Here is a 16,370-nt window from a genome sequence, read left to right as displayed (position 1 = left end):
GCGGCGTCCTCCACCACTTTACAGGGAGTAACGAAACCATGGCTGAAGAGGTAGTGGTGCTTGATGGCGCCGAGAGAATCGGAATCGCGCAAGGCTCGCGGGTCACGGCGATCCGGTGGGACGTACTCCCCTGGGGGCTGGTGCTCGACCTGGACTCGCCCCTCAGCGAGACAGCTGACACGGAGCTCCGCAGGGTCTGGCTGTGCTTTCACGACCTGGGGGCGGTGACCTGGCCCTTCCAGGAAGCTCGGGTCCCGACGGGATGCTGGATCGTCGTGGAGTTCCCCATGGAAACCACGAGCGCAGGGCTCCTGTCCTATTCGTTCTCCACCGTGCTGCCCGTGGGCGCGACCGGGGAACCCGTGCTGAGGGACCGGGACAAGGACGTCGTGGAGATCCAGGCACGGCGCTTTTCTGTGCTGGCCTCGCGAGCGTCGGCGCCTCCGAACGAACAGAGGCAACTCGACTGGGAGACGCGTACGCAGTTGGCTTCTGATGCGAGCTTCGTGCGCCTCTTGAGAGAGATTGACCCGTAGTCTTACAGCTCCTAACAAATGCCAGGACACAGGCGTCGTAGGAGCATGATGCAGCAGCCGAGGACGAGAAAGCCGAAGTGGACATCGTCCCTGCGCTCGTCGCGGACGCGAAGGCGGCGCAACTGGTTCTTCCAGGCCAGCGTGCGCTCCACGACCCATCGGTAGCGTCCGAGCCTTTCCTTGGACTCAACGCCGGGACGCGCGATGCGGGCGGCAATGCTGCGTAGACGAAGCCCGCTCCGGTTCTTCCTGGAGGCGTAGGCCTTGTCGGCGTGGAGTTTTCCCGGGCGGAAGCGGCGCTGCCCCGAAGGCATCCGCACCGCAGGCACGGAGTCGACGAGCGGGAAAAGTTCGTGCGTGTCGTGGACGTTGGCGGCCGTCACGGACTCGGTGAGCGGCAGCCCCTGGGCGTCTACGAGAAGATGATGCTTGCTACCCGCCTTCGCTCTATCCGTCGGGCTTGGGCCCGTGAGGGCCCCCTTTTTGACGCCCGGACGGACGAGGAGTCGATAGCGGCGCGGGAGAAGTCCGCCTTGCCGCGCAGGCCCAGTTCATCCAGCAATCGCGCCTGGAGCTTTTCCCACACGCCAGCCCGGGTCCATTCCTCCAGCCTGCGCCAGGCCGTCATGCCCGACAGGCCGAACTGCTTGCGAGGCAGCATCTCCCAAGGGATGCCACTTCGGAGCACGAAGACGATGGCTTCCAGCGCCGCGCGGTCATCCGCCCGAGGACGGCCCAGTTTCTTCTTGGGCCGGGGCGGCGGCAGCAGCGGTGCCACGCGCTGCCAGAAGGCGTCGGGGACGAGTTCGCGGACCATGCCCCTCAACCTGGGGACGCCCCTTGCGCTCTGCCAGCCCAGTCCTGACTTTCGTTAGGTGCTGTTATCCCTGATCACCCCACGCTTGTCTTGCTGAACACCCGCAGCGATTCCGCGACACTCCAGGCCTGGGCGAAGCAGCCTCGCGGACGGTAGGGCTCCGTCGCGTCGAAGATCTCCGAAATCTGTCCAATCCCCGCGTGCGACAAGTGGTCCTCCATTCCAGACAGCAGGGCCCGTGCGGCCTTGATGTCCGGGGACACCTTCAGTGTCGCGTCCACGTAGTGGCCAATCAGCCAGCCCCACACCGTGCCCTGGTGGTAGGCCGCGTCGCGGGCCCGCAGGTCTCCGTCGTACTTCGGTTTGTAGTCCTTGCTCCCCGGCGCCAGGCTTCGCAGGCCCACCGGTGTCACCAGCTCGCGGCGCACCATCTCCAGCACCTGCGCCCACTTGTCCCGTTTGAGCACCGGATGCTTGAGCGAGATGGCGAAGACCTGGTTCGGCCGCACGCTCGCGTCCTCTCGGCCGTCCTCTCCGTCCACCACGTCGTAGAGGCACCCGGCCGCTTCGTTCCAGAAGCGCTGGTTGAAGCTGCCCTGTGCCTTCTCCGCCGCGGCCCGGTACGGTCCTGATTCCAATCCCAGCCGCTCAGCCCAGCCCGCCATCAGCCTGAGCGCGTTGAACCACAGCGCGTTGATCTCCACCGCCTTGCCCCGGCGCGGCGTCACCACCCAGCCCTCCACCTTCGCGTCCATCCAGGTGAGCTGGTAGCCCTCCTGACCCTGCCTCAGGAGCCCGTCCGCCGGGTCCACGCCGATGTGGAAGCGCGTGCCCTTCTGGTGGTGCGCCACGATGTCCTGCAACGTCGGGAACAGGTCCCGCAACAGCGCCTCGTCTCCCGTCTCCTCCAGGTAGCGGTCCACCGCGTGGAAGAACCAGAGCGTTGCGTCCGCCGTGTGGTAGACGCCCTCGTTCTCTCCGTCCGGGAAGTAGTTCGGAATCAGCCCGTCGCGCACGTAATGCTGGAACGTACGCAGGATGGCCGCCGCCTCGCGGTAGCGCCCCGTGGCCAGCGTCAGCCCGTCCAGGCTGATCATCGTGTCCCGGCCCCAGTCCGTGAACCACGGGTAGCCCGCGATGACGCTCCTCGCGTCCAGGCCCATCGACCGCGCCCACGCGGCGTCCGCGGGCCTGGGCGGATCGATGATGAACTGGTCCGCCGCCAACACCAGACGCGCCGGCACTCCCGTGCGCCCATGCTCCGGGGCGCGCTCCAACAGCCGCTCCTGTCTGCCCAGCTCCCGCTCGAACACCTCCTTGGGATTGCGCTCCAGCAGGTGCCCCGGCGCCTCCACCGTGAGCCCGAAGGACAGCGTGCCCCCGGGCTTTAGCGTCGCCGTGAAGTGGCCCGGCGAGTGCTGCACCTCCGTGAAGTCGTAGCCGCGCGCCTTCTCCGTCCGCAGGTGCTGCGGCCTGGACGTCTCCGCCAGGCTCACGTACGGCGTGGGCCCGTCCGAATACAGCCGCATCCGCTGGGGCGGGCCGTCCTCTCCGTTGCGCAGCTCCACCAGCGGGCCTCGCAGCGTGACGATGGGTGCTCCGATCTCCTTCAACAGCGGCCCGTCATGCGGGCGCAGCACCGGGTATGGCCGCAGGTGCAGCGTCACCTCCGGACCGGACAGGTGCTCCCACTGAAGGAACACCGTGTCCTCGCCGTGCACCATCACGCAGCGGCGCCTCAGCCGCGCACGCCCCACCGCGTACTCCCAGACGGGAATCAGCCCCTCCAGGTGGAAGTGCCGCAGGTGCCTCGCGCCGTCCTCCAGCGTGGTGCCGTCGTCGTGCTCCTCGGACGTGAGCCGGTAGCGCTCTCCGTCCACCAGGGCCGTCTCCTCCAGCCGGGCCATCAGCACCGTGCGGCCCAGCTTCTCCAAGGTGGGGATGAACAGGCCGTGGTAGCGGCGCGTGTTGCAGCCCACCACCGTGCCGGAGGCGTAGCCCCCTCTGCCGTTGGTCAGGAGCCACTCGTGGTGCACGCCGTTGCTGAAGTCGGCGCCGTCCGGGAAGTCGAACGACAGGCGGGGCAGGGCAGGGGCTTGTTCGTTCACGCCTTCGGCTCCTCGTCGCCCGTCCCCCTGGGCGGAGACGCGCGGGAAGGGTAGGAAGTGAGGTTGCTCATGCATCCTCGCGCCACACAGCGCATCCCCAGGCCCCCGGACTCGAGGGGAGGACAGCCGGGCAGCCAGGCCCTCGACGCCCGCGCGAGCGCGCCGGAATCCCTTCACGCGAAACCCTTGCGACCGTCCCCAGGGAACCGCACCTCACCCAGAGCCTTCGGGCGCGCCCCGTTTTCCCGAGGAGACACGCCGTGGCCATCGTGAAGTCATCGGGCATCAGCGGCCGGCAGCACAACCTGGCCGAACAGGTCTTCTCCCGCGCCGCGGGCGCGCCGCTCGTGACGGGCAACGACGTGCGTCTCCTTCGAGACGCTCGCGAGAACTACCCCGCGTGGCTGCGCGCCATCCAGCAGGCCGAGCGCTCCATCCTCTTCGAGAACTACATCATCGAAGACGATGACGTGGGCCGTGCCTTCGCGGACGCGCTGGCCGCCCGGGCCCGTGACGGCGTGCAGGTCCGCGTCCTCTATGACTGGCTGGGCTGCCAGGGCCCCGCGTCCCGCCGCTACTGGCGCTCCCTGCGCGAGGCGGGCGTGGAGGTGCGCTCGTTCAATCCCTTCCAGTTCGACCGGCCCCTGGCGTGGCTGGGCCGCAACCACCGCAAGACGCTCACCGTGGACGGCGAGGTGGGCTTCGTCTCCGGCCTGTGCGTGAGCCACAAGTGGGTGGGCGACGAACAGAAGGGCGTGGCCCCGTGGCGTGACACCGGCCTGGAGATTCGCGGCCCCGCGGTGGCGGACCTGGTGCGCGCCTTCGCCCAGGGCTGGAGCACCGTGGGCCCTCCTCTGGATGAAGAGGGCTGCCTGTCCGCCCGCGCCTCCCTGCCCAGGGGCGACGTGTCCCTGCGCGTGGTGGCCGGCGTGCCCTGGAGCGCGGGCCTCTTCCGCGTGGACCAGCTCATCGCGTCGCTCGCGCGCAAGCGGCTGTGGCTCACCGACGCGTACTTCGTGGGCACCGCCACCTATGTACAGGCGCTCCGGGCCGCGTCGCGCGACGGCGTGGACGTGCGGCTGCTCGTGCCCGGCAGCAGCGACATCCCCGCGCTGCGCCCGCTCACCCAGGCCGGCTACCGCCCGCTCCTGGAGGCCGGCATCCGCGTCTATGAATGGAATGGCACCATGCTCCACGCCAAGACGGCGGTGGCGGATGGCACCTGGGCGCGCGTCGGTTCGTCCAACCTCAACCCCGCCAGCTGGCTGGGCAACTCCGAAATCGACGTCGCCGTGGAGGACGCCCCCTTCGCCCGGTGCATGGAGGACATGTACCTCCAGGACCTGGAGCACGCGACGGAGGTGGTGCTCAGCGGACGGGACCGCCGCATGAGCGCCGCGCCCGCGCTGCCTCGCGCGCAGCGGAGACCTCGCGGCCGGCGGGGCAGCATGAGCCGCGCGGCCGCGGGCGCCGTGCGCCTGGGCAACACCGTGGGCGCCGCCGTCACCAACCACCGCGAGTTGGGCCGCACCGAATCCAAGGTCGTCTTCGGCGCGGGCGTGGTGCCGCTGGCCCTGGCCGGCGTCGCGCTCTACTGGCCCCACGTCGTGGCCGTGCCCGCGGCGCTCGTGGGCGCGTGGGCCGGCATCGCGCTGTGGAGCCGGGCCCTGCGCCTGCGCCGCCAGGAGGCCCAGGGCACCGAACAGCAGCCGCTGCCGGAGCAGGAGGTGCCGCCGCGCGACGTCATCGAGGAGCCGCGCGCGCTGGCGGAGGCGAACGCCTCCCACGCCCCGGAGGCCGGGCCCCACCAGCCTTGAAGTGAAGGGAAGGGCAGGGCCCGGAAACAGCAAGGGCCCACGGGCCGGCAGCGGGAGGAAGCCTGGCTTCCCACTTCGCTGATCCGGCCCGAAGGCCCTGTGCTTCCTACAGCGTTTCAGACTTCGCTGGCGCTTGGGCTCAAGCCTGCTTCGCGACGCCCGCGGGCTCCGCCGCCTTGCCGCTCAAGAGCGAGCTGCCGCCGTACAGGGCCAGGCCCACCATGCCCAGCACGCCGGCTTCGATGCCGTTGCCCAGCGATGCCCCCATCAGCCCCACGATGCTGGTTCCGAGCATGAAGACCACCCCCACCGCCCCTGCCACCTTGCCCATCCGCTGTCCCCCTCTGGACTGAATTGGACCCCTGAACCACTACCGCTGTTCGACACCCAGACCCTTATCAAGACGCGTGCCAGGGCTTTGGCACGGGGGGCCCGGGGGGAGCCCGCAAGTGCGTGGAAGGTACGGGGCTCACGTTGGGCAATCCTCTTCCACCCCGTGGAAGCGATCGGCAGAAAGCACAGGGGCGAACACCGGGGTAGGACCGGAATTTTTCCCGGATGCGCCCAGGTGCGCCTGATGTGGCACGCCGTAACCCACTGCATTCCAAGGGTTTTCCCTCCCCCCGACCGCTGGCACACGCGCTGCTAAGAGCCTCCGCCAGAAGCGAGCCACCCGGCCCTTCAGGGCGTGTGAACGGTGGCTCGCGCGGAACATCAGTGAACGAAGGAGAGCGGAAGATGGGAATGCGGCGCACGGGGTTCTGGACGGTGATGGGGATGCTCCTCCTGTCGGGTTGTGCTCACCAGCAGACGCTGAAGGTCGACAACGCGGAGCAGCCCTACCGCATCGGCCGCGAGGACGTGCTCGACGTGAGCGTGTGGCGCGATCAGGAGCTGTCGCGCACGGTGCCGGTGCGTCCCGACGGCTTCATCTCCATTCCGATGGTGGGTGAGATTCAAGCCGCGGGCATGACGCCCACGGAGCTGGCGGAGGCGCTCAAGTCGGGCCTGTCTCCGTATGTGCAGGAGCCGCGCGTGACGGTCATCGTCCGCGAGGTCAACAGCAGCCGCGTGTTCGTCACGGGCGAAGTGGCCCACCCGGGCGCCTACCCGCTGCGCGGCCGCGTGTCCCTGCTGCAGGCCATCGCGCTGGCCGGCGGCTTCACGGACTTCGCCAACTCCGACGGCATCGTGGTCATCCGCACGGACGGCAAGGGCGGGCAGATTCCGGTGCGCTACAGCGACCTGGTCTCCCCCGACGGTCAGAGCGTCATCCTGCGGCCGGGTGACACCGTCGTCGTCCCGTGAAGCGGGACGGGCGAGCGGACTTCAAAGAAAGACATCGGGAAGCAACGAACGTGGGCGTGGGTCAGGACGGGAGGGCGGCGGTGAGGGGCAACTGGAAGCGGGCAGTGATTGCAGGCTGTCTCATCGCCGCGCCGGCCGCGCAGGCGGCCACCATCCTGGAGCCTCGGCTCCGCCTCACGGCGGAGGAGCGCTTCGACAACGACATCCGGCTGGGCGGCCCTGGCACCAACGGGCAGTTCATGACGAAGCTGTCGCCGCGGGTCGGCCTGGACGTGAAGAACGAGCAGCTGACGCTCGAGTCCTTCTACGCCACGGACGTCCTCGCGCGGCACGGCTCCGGGACGACGACGGTGGACCACCGCGCGGGCGTGGGCTTCCGGGACGTGCTGTCCCGGCGGCTGCGGCTGGACGCCAGCGCGCGGGTCTTCCGCGTCACCGACCCCACGTCGCTGCCGCGTGACGGCCTGGCGCGCTCCACGGCGCCCACCTTCTATGCGCAGACGAAGGTGGGGCTCACCGGGCGCGTCACGGAGCGGATGGACGTGCGCGGCAACTACATGTTCGAGGCGACGCGCATCATCGAGCCGGGGCGGGTGGCGGGCTATGCGCACACCCCGTCCGTGGAGCTGTGGTACCGCACCACGCGCCGGCTGTCCCTGGGCGCCGAGTACCGCTACCAGGGCTTCCTGTACGACCAGGACTACAGCCAGGCGCACGGCGCTTCCGCGGCCCTGCGCTACCGGCTGACGCGGCCCACCACGCTCACCCTCCGGGGCGGGCCGGTGCGCTACCAGCCTTCGGACGCGACGCGCGGCGGGTGGCTGCCCCGCGTGGCGGTGGAGCTGGTGCGCGAGGGCGAGCGCAGCGACTTCGGCTTCGCCATGGGCCACGACCTGGTGGGCGCGAGCGGTTTTTCCGGCGCGGTGTGGGCGGACTACGCGTCGGTGATGGGGGCGCATCGTTTCACGCAGAAGCTGTCGGCCTTCGCGGCGGCCAGCTTCTTCCGGAACGGCACGGCGCCCGGTGAGAACTACACGGAGTGGCGGAACACCACGAACGTGTCGCAGGGCTATGCGGTGGGTGGAGGCGTCGAGTACCGGCTGAGCCGGAAGCTGGCGCTGCAGGGCGCGTTCGACCGCATCGCGCAGGTGGGTGCGGCGGATGTCGCCGTGGCGGGGGACCTGACACGCAACGTGTTCGCCCTCCGTCTGGTCATGACAGCTTGGTAGGCAACCTTTGAGAGCTACGAGGATGGAGGAGCGGATCATGGAGCGTGGGATGACGGCGGACCAGTTGCTTTCGGCGCTGTGGCGCCGCAAGGCCCTGGTGGGGGCGATCGCTGCAGCAATCTTCGTGTTGGGTGCGGCCATCGTGATGACCCGGCCGAGCATTTATGAAGCGTCCGTGGTGGTGCGTGTGGAGCCGCAGCGCCCGGGCGAGGAGATGGTCCAGCGCACGGTGAGCGAGCTCATCGAGCAGCGGCTGGTCACCGTCCGCCAGGAGCTGCTGGCGCGGCCGGTGCTCCAGAAGGCCATCGAGGAGATGAACCTTTACCCGGAGCTCGTGTCCGATAAGGGCATCGAGGCGGCGGTGGAGCAGATGCGCAAGGACCTCACCGTGCGCGTCGAGGGTGAGACGGCCTTCGAGCTCACCTACGCGGGCCGCGACCCGCAGGTGGTGGCGCAGGTGGCCAACCGCCTTCCGGCCATCTTCTCCGAGGAGACGCTGAAGATCCGCCAGACGCAGGCGGCCCGCGCCACCGACCTCTTCACCGAGGAGATGGTCGCCATGGGCAAGGCAGTGTCCTCCTGGGAGAGCAAGATCGCCAAGTTCAAGGTGGACCACCTGGGCGAGCTGCCCGAGCAGATGGAGATGAACATGCGCGGCCTGGAGCGCATCAGCGCCCAGCTGCAGACGAAGTCCGAGGAGCTGCGCAGCGCCGAAGCCCGCCGCTCCGACCTGGCCCGCGCCCGCAACGCCGCGGACAGCGAGGCCGGCCGCCTGGAGGCCACGGAGAGCGGCCTGTCCCGCACCCTCACGCAGGCCAAGACGCAGTGGACGCCAGATCACCCGGAAGTGAAGCGGATGGAGCGTGAGCTGAATGACATCAGCACCCAGCGCAAGGACGCGGAGGGCCGCATGTTCGCCGAGCGCAACGAGCGCACCCGCGTGGCCACGCTCATCACCAACATCCAGAAGGACATCGTGGACCTCCAGAAGCAGGCCGAGGCGTACCAGGCGCGGCTGAACAACACCCCGCGCTGGGCCCAGGAGCTGGCGGTCATGAACCGGGACTACGAAATCTCCCGCACCAAGTACCAGAGCGTGGTGAGCCGCAAGGTGGAGGCGGAGATCGCCCAGGAGCTGGAGGCCAAGAGCGCCAAGAGCCTGTTCAACGTCATCTCGCCCGCCGGTGTGCCTTCCTCGCCTGCTCGCCCTGACCGCATGACGGGCCTGCTCATCGCCGCCCTGGTGGCCCTGGCGCTGGGCGTCCTCACCGGCACCGTCCTCGAGATGCGCGACGACAGCCTGCGCGATGGCACCGAGGTCCGCGAGCGCCTGACGCTGCCTGTCCTGGCGGTGGTCCCGAACATGCAAGGCAAGACGGAGAAGCGGATTCTGATGCCGATGGCTGGGAGCAAGAACAGCGTCTCCTCGCCTACTTCCCTGAACTAATTGCCGACCCCCTACGGAAAGGATTGGAGAACTCAGATGGATTCGACGATGGAGCGGGCCGGGAACTTCCTCCCCCGCGTGGATGAGAGCGCGGCTTCCTCGAACGCGGTGGACCGGCGGGTGGTGACGCTCACGGCCCCTGCTTCCGCGGCCGCCGAGCAGTACCGCACCCTGTACTACCGCCTGGAGCGCATGCGCGAGCAGCGCCCGATGAAGGTGGTGGCGCTCACCTCCGCGATGCCCGGCGAGGGCAAGACGGTGACGAGCGTGAACCTGGCCCTGGCCGCGGCCCGGGCGAACCCGGAGCGCCGCATCCTGCTGGTGGACGCGGACCTGCGCCGGGGGCAGGTAGCCCCCACGCTGGGCATGCGCAACAAGCAGGGCCTGGCGGAGCTCTTGGCCGGTGAGTGCGACGTGCGCGACGTGGTGCGCCGCTTCAACTCCACGCGGCTGGCGGTCATCCCCGCCGGCGCCACGCCGGAGGAGAGCACCCAGGTGCTGGCCAGCGCCCGCATGAAGCAGTTCCTCAAGGCGGTGCGCGAGGGCTTCGACGAGGTGTACGTGGACCTGCCGCCCACGCTGCCGTTCGCGGACGCGGCCATCCTCGGCCACCAGATGGACGGCGTGCTGATGGTCATCCGCGCCAACGTCACCCCCTCCAAGGTGGTGAACCAGGCGGTGGAGCAGCTGGCGGGCGCGGCGCTGGTGGGCTGCGTGCTCAACGGGGCGGAAGTGAACGCGACCCCGTACCTGAAGAACTACGTGAAGAAGTAGCGGGTCGGTTGTCGAGTGAAGTGATTCGTGGCCCGACCCGCTCCTCGCGCCGATGAGGTGCGATGGGCGGGGGGCCTGGAGCGGCGGCGGGTTGGGGTTGGAGGAGTCACGTGCTTCGCGTTTTCCACCACTATTTTTCAGCCAAGAAACTGACGTTCTTCCTCGCCGAGTCCTCGGCGATCGCGTTGGCCTGTGTCGCGGGTGCCGCGGCCTGCGCGGCCCTCTTCGCGCCCCTGGGTACCCAGCCTCCGTTCGCCACGATGTGGCCGACGCTGGTGGGGCTGGGCCTGGCCTTCGTCGTCACCTTCCAGTTCACGCTGTACCTGTTGGACCTGTACGACCTGCGCATCGCGGCCGAGGACCGGACGCGCGGCTACCGCTTCCTCAAGGCCGCGGGCGTCACCGCGATGGTGGCGGGCGGGGTGATGCTGCTCCTTCCGCTGGCCCTGCCGGTGGTGCTGCCCCCCGGGACGCTGCTGGGCGGCGCGATGGGCGCCCTGGCCGGCACCCTGGTGGTGCGCGTCTCCATCCGGGCGCTGGTCGGTGAGCCCGACGCGGTGCTCGTCGTGGGGGATGGCCTCAAGGCCCGCGCGGTGGCCAGCGCCATTGAAGACGGCGGCGAGGGGTCCTTCCGCGTGGTGGCCCTGGTGGACCCGCGCAAGGTGGAGGAGCCGCTGGACGCGATGGCGGCGCGCCTCAACGCCTCCTACGTGGTGCAGGCCGCGGACGACATGCGCGGCGCCAACTGGGTGGATTCCCTGCTGCGCTGCCGGCTGGACGGGCGGCGGGTGTACGACGCGGCGGGCTTCTGCGAGCGCGTGCTGCGCCGCATCCCGGTGCAGTTCCTGCGCGCCAGCGACTTCGCCTTCGCGGATGAGATGACGGTGTCGCCCCTGCGGCGGGCCTTCAAGCGCGTGTTCGACGTGGCGGTGGCCTCGATGCTCCTCCTGATGGCGTCGCCCTTCCTCATCCTGGTGGCGCTGGCCATCAAGCTGGACTCCAAGGGCCCCGTCTTCTACCGGCAGGACCGCGTGGGCCTGGGCGGCCGGGCGTATCCGCTCTGGAAGTTCCGCAGCATGCGCACCGACGCGGAGAAGAACGGCGCGGTGTGGGCGCGCTCCAACGACGACCGCGTCACCCGGGTGGGCAAGTTCATCCGCAAGACGCGCATCGACGAGATTCCGCAGGTGTTCAACGTGCTGCTGGGCCACATGAGCTTCGTGGGGCCTCGTCCGGAGCGCCCGGTGTTCACCGAGCAGCTCAAGCAGCAGATTCCGTTCTACGGCGTGCGTGAGGCGGTGAAGCCGGGCATCACGGGGTGGGCGCAGATCCGCTACCCCTACGGCGCTTCGGTGGAGGACGCGCGCAACAAGCTGGAGTTCGACCTGTACTACGTGAAGAACGGGTCGCTGTTCCTGGACGTCGGCATCATCTTCCACACGGTCCGGCACGTGCTGTTGGGGCGGGGTGCTCGGTAGCCAGGTTCAGTAGTAGGCGTTGATGACCGTCCGCGGCCTCCGGTTGTCGGGGGAGGCCGGGATGCCAAGGGTGGGTAGCCATGGATTGGGATGGGCGAGGGGGTCGGAACATGGTGGGCATGGACGTGGACGCACCGTTCTCAGAGCAGTGGAGCCAGGACGACGCGCGCAACAGGCAGCAGGGGGTGGAGCGCAACGAGCTGCTGCAGGCGCCGAAGAACCGTCCCACGCGCATCGTCGCGATGGGCGGCGGGACGGGCCTGCCCATGGTGCTCAAGGGGCTGGCCCGCCGCGCGGCCCCCAAGGGCGGCCAGCCTGGCGTGGACATCACCGCGGTCGTGGCGATGAGCGACGACGGCGGCAGCTCCGGCCGCCTGCGCCGCAACCACGGCATGCTGCCCCCGGGTGACATCCGCAACTGCCTGGTGGCGCTCGCGGGCGGCAAGAGCGCGCTGAAGGACGTCTTCCAGTACCGCTTCGGCGGCGCGAAGGGCCTCGCCGGCCACGCGGTGGGCAACCTGCTCATCGCGGCGCTGGCGGAGCTCAAGGGCGACTTCCTGGAGGCGGTGCGGCTGTCCGGGGAGCTGTTGGGCGCGCAGGGACTGGTGCTGCCCAGCACGCTCGCGTCGGTGCAGTTGGTGGCCCAGATGCACGACGACACGGAGGTCGTGGGCGAGCGCAACATCTGCCGTGCCCAGGGCCGCGTGCGCCGGGTGTCGCTCAGCCCGCGCTCTCCGCCGCCGGTGGACGGCCTCCTGGAGGCCATCTATTCGGCGGACCTCATCGCCATCGGGCCGGGCTCGCTGTACTCGAGCGTGCTGCCCAACCTGCTGGTGGACGGCGTGGCCCAGGCGCTGAAGGAGACGCGCGCGCTGAAGGTCATGGTGGCCAACCTGATGACCCAGCCGGGTGAGACGGACGGCATGAACTGCCTGGACCACGTGCAGGCCGTCATCGACCACGTGGGGCCGGTGCTGGACGCGGTGCTCGTCAACGGCCGGGCGCCCACGGAGGAGTCCATCCAGCGCTATGCGCGCAAGGGCTCCTTCATGGTCACAGCGGAGACGCGGGAGCTCCTGTCCTCCGGCGTGATTCCGGTGCAGGCGGACCTCCTCAAGGAAGGTTCCAAGATCCGACACGACAGCCGCAAGGTCGCCGCCTGCCTGCTGAAGATGGCGCGCAGCGGGTTGTAGGCCGCGCCGTCCATCACCACCTTGGGGCCCTCTCACATGGAAGCCATTCAACTTTCGGCCGCCTCCCAGGTCGTGGAAGTCAACGACCGGGCGGTCTTCATGTCCCTGGAAGCCGAGTGGAACCAGCTCGTGGAGACCACCTCCCACGAGCTGTTCTACCGGCATGAGTTCCTGCGGCTGTGGCTGGACAACTTCGCCGCCGGCTCGCGCATGCGCGTGCTGCTCCTGCGCGGCGAGGATGGAACGCTCAGCGCCGCGCTGCCGCTGGTGGAGGAGCGCACGTCGATGTACGGCGTGCGCGTCCGTCAGCTCACCTCCGCGGCCAACGCGCACTCCTGCCGCTTCGACATGCTGGCGCGGGAGCCGGATGCCGCGGCCCAGGCCTTCCTCGCGCACCTGCGCGCGACGGGCGGCTGGGACGTGCTGCGGCTGACGGACGTGCCGGACGGCGGCGTGGGCTTCCGCCTGCTGGAGGCCGCGAAGCAGGGCGGCCTGCCGGTGGGTGAGTGGGAGTCGCTGCAGTCGCCCTACGTGCCCCTGCCCGCGAAGAAGGACGCGTACTTCGCGAAGCTGCCGTCCAAGTTCAAGGCCAACTGCCGCCGCCGGCGCCGCAAGCTGGAGGAGAAGGGGAAGGTCACCTTCGAGCGCGTCTCCGGCGGGTTGGATCTGGAGGGCACCCTGGAGGAGGGGCTGCTCCTGGAGCAGAGCGGTTGGAAGGGCGCGAATGGCACGGCCATGGCGCAGGACGCGAAGACGCGCGGCTTCTACACGGAGCTGGCGCGGGACTCGGCCTACCGCGACCGCCTGGCGCTGTACTTCCTGCGCGTGGACGGGCGCGCGGTGGCGTTCCAGTACGGCCTGGAGTTCGGCGGGCGCTACTTCCTGCTGAAGCCCGGCTACGACGAGTCCCTGAAGGAATGCAGCCCGGGGCAGCTCCTGATGGAGGAGGTGCTGGGGGACTGCCTGGAGCGGGGGCTCACCGAGTTCGATTTCCTGGGGCCGGACATGGTGTGGAAGCGCGACTGGACGGATCAGGTCCGCCGGCACACCTGGCTCTATGTGTTCAACGACACCGCCTTCGGCCGGGCCCTGTGCTCGGCGAAGTTCCGGTGGGTGCCGGCGGCGAAAGAGGTCATGGCGCGATGGAAGAAGTGATGACGACCGACAAGCTGTTCGTTCCGTCCCTGCCCACGCTGTGGCCGGCCATGTTGATGGCCCCGCCGCGTCCGGGGGCGCTGCCGCCGTTCTCGTCTCCCAACGCGCGCTACTTCTACTTCGCGCGCAACGCCGTCTGGCTGACCATCAAGATGCTGCGCCTGGACGGCGGCGAGGTGCTGATGCCCGCCTACCACCACGGCGTGGAGGTGGAGGCGGTGGTGGACGCGGGCGCCATCCCGCGCTTCTACCGCGTGGGCAGCCGCTGGGACGTGGACGTGGCGGACGTGGCGAAGCGCATCACGAAGAAGACGCGCGCGCTCTACCTCATCCACTACGCGGGCTTCCCGGGGCCGGTGGACGCCATGCGCAAGCTGGCGGACGAGCACGGCATCCCGCTGATTGAAGACTGCGCGCTGTCGCTGCTGTCGTCGGACGGCGCGACGCCGCTGGGCACCACGGGTGACGTGGGCATCTTCTGCCTCTACAAGACCCTTCCGGTACCCAATGGGGGTGCCCTGGTCGTCAACGGCAAGCGTTCGTACAGCCTGCCGGAGCCGCCGGCGCCGCCGCTGGCGTCGACGTTCAGCCACACCGTGTCCGCGCTCTTGCAGAACCTGGAGCTGCGCGGCGGGGCGGTGGGCCGGGGGCTGCGCGGCCTGGTGCGCACGGTGGGGCACGGCGCGGTGAAGGCCGCGAGCGTCGAGCGCGTGGCCACGGGCACGCAGCACTTCGACCGGCGGCACGTGGACCTGGGCATGAGCCCGCTGACGAAGCGGATCGCCCTGGCGCAGGACCTGGAGTCCATCGTCGAGGCGCGCCGCCGCAACTACTTCCTCTTGCTGGGCCGGCTGCGCGACGTGTCGCCGCCGCTCTTCAACCAGCTGCCTCCGGGCGTCAGCCCCCTGTTCTACCCGATGGTGGTGCAGGACAAGGAGCTGCTGCTGGCGAAGCTGCGGGAGAAGGGCATCGACGCCATCGACTTCTGGAAGCGCTTCCATCCCGCGTGCGACCCGTCGGAGTTCCCGGAGGTCGCGCAGCTGCGGCGCACCATCCTGGAGATTCCCTGCCACCAGGACCTGTCGCCGGAGGTGATGGGGCAGGTGGCGGACGTGGTGCGGGAGGCGCTGAAGTCCGAGCGCCGTCCGAGCAAGCGCGCGTCGTGAGGGAACAGGAGCTGGCTCCCGGGTTGCAATGGCACTCGGGGGCCGGGGCAGTGCTTCGGGAAAGGCATCGGGGTGACGCGGTGATCCGCGAAGACGAGTTGACGTCGGGGCCGAGGTTGATGCCGCGACTGGACGTGGCGGCGGTGGGCAGTGCCTCGCAGCTTGCGGGGATGCGGGCGGAGTGGAACTCGCTCTTGGACGCGAGCACGGCCGGTCCGTTCAACGCGTGGGAGTGGCTGTATCCGTGGTGCCGGCGCATCGCGCCCGACGTGCGGCCGCTGGTGCTGACGGCGCGCGACCGGCTGGGCACGCTGGTGGGCCTGCTGCCGCTGGGATTGGAGCACCGCTGGGTGAACGGGATGCGCGTGCGGCGCCTGGGCTTCCTGGGTGAGACGCACGTGGGCAGCGACTACCTGGACGTGGTGGCGCGCAAGGGCCGTGAGGCGGAGGTGGCCCGGGCGTTCTTCAACGTGCTCCAGGGGCTGCGCGACGAGTGGGACGTGTTGGATTTGACGGACCTGCGCGAAGGCTCGACGACGCTCGGCGTGGCGCGCGAGGTGTTTGGCGATGTGCGCGTGACGGAGCGCTACGTGTGCCCGTACGAGACGCTGGTGCCGGGCGAGCCGTTCGATGCATTCCTCAAGCGCACGGGCCGCCGGGACAACTACCTGCGCCGGCGCAAGTGGCTGGAGAAGCAGGACGGCTACCGCATCGAGCGCACGGATGCGCCGGGGCAGTTGGCCGGGCCGATGACGGACTTCTTCCGGCTGCACGCGCTGCGCTGGTCGTCGGATGGCGGCTCGCAGGGCATCAAGGGCGCCGGGGTGGAGGCGTTCCACCGGGACGCGACGCAGTGGCTGGCGGAGCGGGGCCGGCTGCGGATGTACACGATGAAGGTGGGCGGCCAGGCCGTGGCGTCCGTGTACGGCATCCTGCATGGCCAGACGTTCGTGTACTTCCAGTCCGGGTATGACCCGGCGTGGCGCAACCGGAGCGTGGGCCTGGTGCTGGTGGGCGAGACGTTCAAGGACGCCATCGAGATGGGGCTGACGGAGTACGACTTCCTGCGAGGCACGGAGACGTACAAGTCCGACTGGGTGACGAAGCAGCGCCAGACGGTGTCCCTGCGCGCGCACGGCGCGGGCTTCGCGGGCACCTGGTTCACCCGCTCCGAGGAGTGGGCCCGCCAGACGCGCAACGCGGTGAAGGGTGTCCTGTCCGACGAGCTGGTGGAGAAGGTGCGCCGGTTCCGTCGGCGGAAGGCCGCGGTGAATTGACGCCCCGGGGCGGCGCGGCGGAGGAGGACTTCCGCGCGCTCCTGGATGGAGCGCTCATCCGCGGG

Annotated in this window: 14 protein-coding genes; 11 read left to right on the top strand and 3 right to left on the bottom strand. The window is 69.6% G+C overall.

All coding sequences use genetic code 11. The features are described 5' to 3' along the window. Nucleotides 1-287: 287 nt before the first annotated feature. Nucleotides 288-536 (top strand): hypothetical protein, encoded by a 249-nt coding sequence (locus JYJ93_RS28190; RefSeq protein WP_206797227.1) that lies wholly within the window; start codon nucleotides 288-290, stop codon nucleotides 534-536. A gap of 11 nt (nucleotides 537-547) precedes the next feature. On the opposite strand, the gene JYJ93_RS28185 is transcribed toward JYJ93_RS28190, so the two are convergent. Together JYJ93_RS28185 and JYJ93_RS28180 are read right to left on the bottom strand one after the other, a co-directional pair. Then, a protein-coding gene (locus tag JYJ93_RS28185; protein ID WP_206797224.1) for an IS5 family transposase occupies nucleotides 548-1,353 on the bottom strand; the annotation gives its coding sequence in 2 pieces (ribosomal slippage) (nucleotides 548-1,008 and nucleotides 1,008-1,353; 807 coding nt in all). Nucleotides 1,354-1,427: 74 nt separating this feature from the next. Further along, a complete protein-coding gene (locus JYJ93_RS28180) occupies nucleotides 1,428-3,461 on the bottom strand; it encodes an amylo-alpha-1,6-glucosidase (RefSeq protein ID WP_206797222.1) in 2,034 nt (677 codons plus the stop codon). Between the two features lie 260 nt (nucleotides 3,462-3,721). Between JYJ93_RS28180 and JYJ93_RS28175 the strand changes: the two genes are divergently transcribed. Then, nucleotides 3,722-5,278: a phospholipase D-like domain-containing protein gene (locus JYJ93_RS28175; RefSeq protein ID WP_206797220.1), complete on the top strand. Its 1,557-nt coding sequence runs from the start codon at nucleotides 3,722-3,724 to the stop codon at nucleotides 5,276-5,278. A gap of 139 nt (nucleotides 5,279-5,417) precedes the next feature. Here the strand turns inward: JYJ93_RS28175 and JYJ93_RS28170 are convergent, their stop codons facing one another. Continuing rightward, nucleotides 5,418-5,609, bottom strand: a complete 192-nt coding sequence (locus JYJ93_RS28170; protein ID WP_206797218.1) for a hypothetical protein — start codon at nucleotides 5,607-5,609, stop codon at nucleotides 5,418-5,420. Nucleotides 5,610-6,016: 407 nt separating this feature from the next. On the opposite strand from JYJ93_RS28170, the gene JYJ93_RS28165 reads away from it, so the two are divergent. The 9 genes from JYJ93_RS28165 to JYJ93_RS28125 all read left to right on the top strand — a co-directional run bounded on the left by JYJ93_RS28165 (nucleotide 6,017) and on the right by JYJ93_RS28125 (nucleotide 16,305). Then, complete coding sequence (locus tag JYJ93_RS28165) at nucleotides 6,017-6,586, top strand: polysaccharide biosynthesis/export family protein (protein ID WP_206797216.1); 570 nt, start codon at nucleotides 6,017-6,019, stop codon at nucleotides 6,584-6,586. Between the two features lie 80 nt (nucleotides 6,587-6,666). Then, entirely contained in the window at nucleotides 6,667-7,815 is a 1,149-nt protein-coding gene (locus JYJ93_RS28160; RefSeq protein ID WP_269012373.1) for a hypothetical protein, read from the top strand. Between the two features lie 37 nt (nucleotides 7,816-7,852). Next, nucleotides 7,853-9,262, top strand: coding sequence for a Wzz/FepE/Etk N-terminal domain-containing protein (locus tag JYJ93_RS28155; protein WP_206797198.1), 1,410 nt, complete (start codon nucleotides 7,853-7,855; stop codon nucleotides 9,260-9,262). Nucleotides 9,263-9,298: 36 nt separating this feature from the next. Further along, complete coding sequence (locus tag JYJ93_RS28150; RefSeq protein WP_193430684.1) at nucleotides 9,299-10,036, top strand: CpsD/CapB family tyrosine-protein kinase; 738 nt, start codon at nucleotides 9,299-9,301, stop codon at nucleotides 10,034-10,036. Between the two features lie 110 nt (nucleotides 10,037-10,146). Then, nucleotides 10,147-11,514 (top strand): polyisoprenyl-phosphate hexose-1-phosphate transferase ExoE, encoded by a 1,368-nt coding sequence (gene exoE / locus JYJ93_RS28145; protein WP_206797196.1) that lies wholly within the window; start codon nucleotides 10,147-10,149, stop codon nucleotides 11,512-11,514. 110 nt (nucleotides 11,515-11,624) lie between these two features. Further along, nucleotides 11,625-12,707, top strand: a complete 1,083-nt coding sequence (locus tag JYJ93_RS28140; protein WP_206797193.1) for a gluconeogenesis factor YvcK family protein — start codon at nucleotides 11,625-11,627, stop codon at nucleotides 12,705-12,707. A gap of 36 nt (nucleotides 12,708-12,743) precedes the next feature. Further along, the gene (locus JYJ93_RS28135) at nucleotides 12,744-13,862 is read left to right on the top strand and encodes a GNAT family N-acetyltransferase (protein ID WP_206797191.1); all 1,119 of its coding nucleotides are present in this window, start codon (nucleotides 12,744-12,746) and stop codon (nucleotides 13,860-13,862) included. Next, nucleotides 13,850-15,028 (top strand): DegT/DnrJ/EryC1/StrS family aminotransferase, encoded by a 1,179-nt coding sequence (locus JYJ93_RS28130; RefSeq protein WP_206797189.1) that lies wholly within the window; start codon nucleotides 13,850-13,852, stop codon nucleotides 15,026-15,028. The genes JYJ93_RS28135 and JYJ93_RS28130 overlap by 13 nt, the downstream gene beginning before the upstream one ends. Before the next feature lie 80 nt (nucleotides 15,029-15,108). Beyond that, nucleotides 15,109-16,305, top strand: coding sequence for a GNAT family N-acetyltransferase (locus tag JYJ93_RS28125; RefSeq protein ID WP_206797187.1), 1,197 nt, complete (start codon nucleotides 15,109-15,111; stop codon nucleotides 16,303-16,305). Nucleotides 16,306-16,370: the final 65 nt, after the last annotated feature.

This window comes from Corallococcus sp. NCSPR001 (assembly GCF_017309135.1).
GTDB lineage: Bacteria > Myxococcota > Myxococcia > Myxococcales > Myxococcaceae > Corallococcus.
This window is presented reverse-complemented; position numbering and strand designations above follow the sequence as displayed.